This window comes from Arthrobacter sp. 05T45, from assembly GCF_056395875.1.
Map to the genome: position 1 here is coordinate 1 of NZ_JBFTKI010000060.1, position 439 is coordinate 439.

The following is a 439-nucleotide window of genomic DNA, read 5'->3' on the forward strand; positions in this document are numbered from 1 at the left end:
AGTTCACGTTGGACGAACCGGGCCGCTGTGTCCCGGAGGCGTAGGCGGTGATAAACCCGATCAACCGTGGCTCGGTGACGGTGAGGTTGAAGGTCACGGCGGAAACCTTCGCCGGAATCCCGTGGGCCCCGCCGGCCTGGAAGGACACGCTCCCGTCCGGGSGCACTGCAGCAGAAATCCGCGTGTCCAGGAAGCGGGACGGTTCCGTCGGGACGAACGCCCCCGGCACGTCCGGGACCCCGGGCAGGTARTAGCCGGARACGTCGGCAATGAGATGYGTGGTGCCGTAGGAGCGGTTGAACAAGGTGACCTTGCCGTCGGCGCCGACCGGTACGGTGACGGAGTTCGCGACTGTCTGGCCGGCGAGGAAGTTCACGTTGGACGAACCGGGCCGCTGTGTCCCGGAGGCGTAGGCGGTGATAAACCCGATCAACCGTGG

The 439-nt window shown here is 66.4% G+C and carries 1 protein-coding gene; it reads right to left on the reverse strand.

Features of this window, described 5'->3' with window-relative positions; all coding sequences use genetic code 11:
* Positions 1-439: hypothetical protein (locus tag AC1DGD_RS22150; RefSeq protein WP_476858286.1), on the reverse strand; the 439-nt coding region annotated here is incomplete at both ends.